This is a genomic window from Rhizobium sp. PDO1-076 (assembly GCF_000247475.1).
GTDB lineage: Bacteria > Pseudomonadota > Alphaproteobacteria > Rhizobiales > Rhizobiaceae > Allorhizobium.
Genome location: NZ_AHZC01000146.1, coordinates 1 through 4,514, shown reverse-complemented (window position 1 = coordinate 4,514; position 4,514 = coordinate 1). Strand labels below are relative to the sequence as shown.

The 4,514-nt window shown below is 61.9% G+C and carries 3 protein-coding genes; 2 read left to right on the top strand and 1 reads right to left on the bottom strand.

Annotation, left to right across the window (positions count from 1 at the left end; translation table 11 throughout):
- On the top strand, nt 1-2,071 hold a 2,071-nt coding region (locus tag PDO_RS10290), incomplete at its 5' end, for a penicillin-binding protein 1A (protein ID WP_007601385.1).
- A gap of 125 nt (nt 2,072-2,196) precedes the next feature.
- A protein-coding gene (gene prfB, locus PDO_RS10285) for a peptide chain release factor 2 (RefSeq protein ID WP_141649878.1) occupies nt 2,197-3,325 on the top strand; the annotation gives its coding sequence in 2 pieces (ribosomal slippage) (nt 2,197-2,265 and nt 2,267-3,325; 1,128 coding nt in all).
- An 85-nt stretch (nt 3,326-3,410) separates the two neighbouring features.
- Here prfB and PDO_RS10280 read toward each other — a convergent pair.
- A partial coding sequence (locus tag PDO_RS10280; protein WP_007601383.1) for a multidrug effflux MFS transporter occupies nt 3,411-4,514 on the bottom strand: 1,104 nt, incomplete at its 5' end.

The following is a 4,514-nucleotide window of genomic DNA, read 5'->3' as shown; positions in this document are numbered from 1 at the left end:
GGTCGCCAAGAACTTCCTGCTTTCATCCGACCAGACGATGGACCGCAAGATCAAGGAAGCCATTCTGTCCTTCCGCATCGAGCAGGCCTATTCCAAGGACAAGATCCTCGAGCTCTATCTCAACGAGATCTTCTTCGGCCTGAATGCCTATGGCATCGCCGGCGCGGCACTCACCTATTTCGACAAGTCGGTCACCGAACTGACGATTGCCGAGACGGCTTATCTGGCAGCCTTGCCCAAGGGGCCGAACAACTATCATCCCTTCCGCAGGGAAGCCGCTGCCATCGAGCGCCGCAACTGGGTCATCGACCGCATGGTCGAAAATGGTTTTGTGACCAGCGAAGAAGGCGCCGAAGCGAAGAAGCAGCCGCTCGGTGTCAATCTGCGTCGCACCGGTTCCTCCCTGTTCGCATCCGACTACTTCTCGGAGGAAGTGCGCCGGCAGATCATCGAACGGTTCGGCGACAAGTCGCTCTACGAAGGTGGCCTGTCGATCCGCACATCGCTCGATCCCGAGATGCAGATCCAGGCGCGCAGGGCCCTGCAGTCGGCGCTTCTGACCTATGACCAGCGCCGCGGTTTCCGCGGTCCGATCAAGCAGATCCCTGTCGAAGGTGACTGGGGCGTGCCGCTGGCAGACGTCGCAGGTCTTGCCGACGTCCCGGAATGGAAAATCGCGATCGTGCTCGATTCCTCGACCGACGGCGTCGACATCGGCCTGCAGCCCGCCAAGGAAGGCGGCGGCAAGGTTGTCGCTGAGCGCGCCCGCGGTCGCATCGAACCGGACGACATGGAATGGGCCTATCGCTCGGCCTCGGCGGACCGCAAGTCGGCAAAGTCGCCGCAGGGCGTCCTGTCGGTCGGCGACGTCGTCTATGTCGAGCCGGTCGCCGGCGAGAGCAATCGCTATCGCCTGCGCCAGCCGCCCAAGGTCCAGGGTGGCCTGGTCGCCATGGATCCGCATACGGGCCGTGTTCTGGCCCTGGTCGGCGGCTTCTCCTATGCCCAGTCGGAGTTCAACCGCGCCACCCAGGCCATGCGCCAGCCCGGTTCGTCCTTCAAGCCCTTCGTTTATGCAGCAGCCCTTGATACCGGCTACACGCCGGCCTCGGTCATCCTCGATGCGCCGATCGAATTCGTCTCCGGCGGCCAGGTCTGGCGCCCGCAGAACTACGGCGGTGGCTCCGCCGGTCCGCAGACGCTGCGCATGGGCATTGAAAAATCGCGTAACCTGATGACCGTGCGCCTTGCCAATGACATGGGCATGAACCTGGTGGCGGAATATGCCGAACGCTTCGGCGTCTATGACAAGATGAACCCGGTTCTGGCCATGTCGCTGGGCTCCGGCGAAACGACCGTTCTGCGCATGGTCTCGGCCTATGCCGTGTTCGCCAATGGTGGCAAGCAGATCAAGCCGACGCTGATCGACCGTATCCAGGACCGCCACGGCAAGACGATCTTCCGCCACGAGGATCGCATTTGCGAAGGCTGCAACGCCGACAGCTTCGGCGGCCAGCAGGAACCCAATATTGTCGACAACCGCGAGCAGGTTCTCGATCCGATGACGGCCTACCAGATCACGTCGATGCTCGAAGGCGTCGTCACCCGCGGTACGGCTGCCGGCAAGATCAAGCTCGACCGTCCGGTCGCCGGCAAGACCGGTACCTCGAACGACGAAAAGGACGCCTGGTTCGTCGGCTATACGCCGGACCTCGTCGCGGGCGTCTTTATCGGCTTCGATACGCCGGCACCGCTTGGGCGCGGCTCGACCGGCGGATCGCTGGCTGCGCCGATTTTCAACGATTTCATGCAGGCCGCCGTTGCCGGCAAGCCGGCGGGCAAGTTTCTCGTGCCGGAAGGCATGAGCGTTGTCGCCGTCAACCGCACCACCGGCATGTTTGCGCTGGAAGGTGAGCCGGATACGATCATGGAGGCCTTCAAGCCCGGAACCGGCCCGGCCGACACGCTGTCCGTCATCGGCATGGACGGCTACGCACCACCGGAGGAAATTCTGAAGGCTTCGCCGCAGGCAAACCAGGCCGTGACGTCCGGATCCGGCGGCCTGTTCTGACCCATTGACCCTGGATGCTTGCGCCCGGCCCTTTACAGAAAGGCCGGGCGCAACTATTCGAGGGCCACGTTTTTTTAACCGTTCCCCATCGGACCCGTTTTTCTTCGAGGTTGAGAACCAGACTTATGCGTAATGAAATCGAGAATGTAGTCGACGAAATCAAGCAGGCCATAAGCCTGCTGAGGAGGCATCTTTGACTGGGATCAGGCGGTAAGACGACTGGACTGGTTGAACAACAAGGCCGAAGACCCGAACCTCTGGAACGACGCCCAGGAAGCCCAGAAGCTGATGCGCGAGCGCCAGCAGCTGGATGACAGCATTTCCGGCGTCAAGCGTCTCGAACAGCAGATGTTGGATAATATCGAGCTGATCGAGATGGGCGAGGAAGAGGGCGACGAAAGCATCGTCAAGGATGCCGAGGAGCAGCTGAAGCTGCTCAAGGTCGAAGCGGCCCGCCGCCAGGTCGAAGCCATGCTGTCGGGCGAAGCCGACAGCAACGACACCTATATCGAAGTGCATTCCGGCGCAGGTGGTACCGAGTCGCAGGACTGGGCCAACATGCTGCTGCGCATGTATATCCGCTGGGCCGAAAAGCAGGGCTTCAAGGTCGAGGTTCTCGAAGTGCATGACGGCGAAGAAGCCGGCATCAAGTCGGCGACCGTGCATATCAAGGGCCACAACGCCTATGGCTGGATGAAGACCGAATCGGGCGTGCATCGTCTTGTGCGCATCTCGCCCTACGATTCGAACGCCCGCCGCCATACCTCGTTCTCGAGCGTCTGGGTCTATCCGGTTGTTGATGATTCGATCCAGATCGACATCAACGAAAGCGATTGCCGTATCGACACCTATCGTTCGTCCGGCGCCGGCGGCCAGCACGTCAACACGACCGACTCGGCCGTGCGTATCACGCATATCCCGACCGGCATCGTCGTGCAATGCCAGCAGGAACGGTCGCAGCACAAGAACAAGGCCAAGGCTTGGGACATGCTGCGTGCCCGCATGTACGAAGCCGAGCTGAAGAAGCGCGAAGATGCCGCCAATGTCGAAGCCGCCTCGAAGACGGATATCGGCTGGGGACACCAGATCCGCTCCTACGTCCTGCAGCCCTACCAACTGGTCAAGGACCTGCGCACCGGCGTTGAAAGCACGGATCCGGACTATGTCCTGAACGGTGGCCTGAACGAGTTCATGGAAGCAGCTCTTGCCCACCGCATTAGCGGCAAGGCGGATGCCGTCTCCGATATCGACTGATCGGATTGACTGAAAGGTCACCGGGTCAAACAAAAGAGCGGCGGGGCCTTCACCCCGCCGCTCTTTTTTGTGCTTCTTCGGAATACTAAGGTGTTTCGCTAATTACTTTAGGAGCTGTCTCCGGCTTCGGTCTTTCCCGCAGCGTCAATGTCGCAAGCACAAGCACCGCCATGGCGCAAACGGTGACCGTGGTGACCATCGGCAGCGCCGTGCCGTCGGCGAAGACGCTGGCAATCCCGATCACGCTTGATGCCGTGACGAACTGCAGCGTGCCCATCAGGGCGGAGGCCGTGCCGGCGATCTTGCCGTGACCGTCGAGCGCCAGGACCGCCGAGGTCGGAATGACCATGCCGAGGAAACCATAGGCGACAAACAGCAGGGCACACATCAGCGGCAGGCTGCCGAGACCAAGCTGGAACAGGGCAAACAGGGTCAGTGAGGCCAGAGCGAAGCCGGTCACCGCTGTGCGGATCAGCCGCTTGAGGCCAAACCGCCGCGACAGTCGGCCGTTCATCTGCGAGGCGCCGATGAAGGAGACGGCGTTCAGCGAGAAGACGACGCTGTAGAGCCGCGGCGACAAGCCGTAGTGGTCGATCAGCACGAAGGACGAGTTCGCGACATAGATCATGTAGCTCGACATGCCGAAGGAGGCGATGAACACCAGCCCGAGATAGTGCGGGTCGCGCAGCAGCGTGCCGTAGCTGACAATCGCGCTTTTGAAGCTGCTCTGGCTGCGTGCCTCGGCGTTGCGTGTTTCCGGCAAGAGCGTCGCCACCAGCGCGATGCCGAGGCCGGCCGCCAAGACCATCACCCAGAAGATCGCTCGCCAGCTACCGACGGTGGTCACAAGGCTGCCGGCAAGCGGGGCGAGGATCGGCGAGACGCTGAACACCAGCATCAGCCGCGACATCAGGTGTGCAGCCGCAACACCGGTCAGAAGATCGCGCACGATCGCCCGGCACAGAACGGCACCGGCGCAGGCACCGACACCCTGCAGGGCGCGAAACGCAACCAGCCACTCGATGCTCGGCGCAAGCGCGCAGCCGACACCGGCGAGAGCAAACAATGCCAGCCCGAAATAGAGTGGCTTCTTGCGGCCGATCATGTCGGACACGGGTCCATAGATCAGCTGCGACAGGCCCATGGCGACGAAGAAGGAAATCAGGCTGGCCTGCACGGCGCTGTCGTC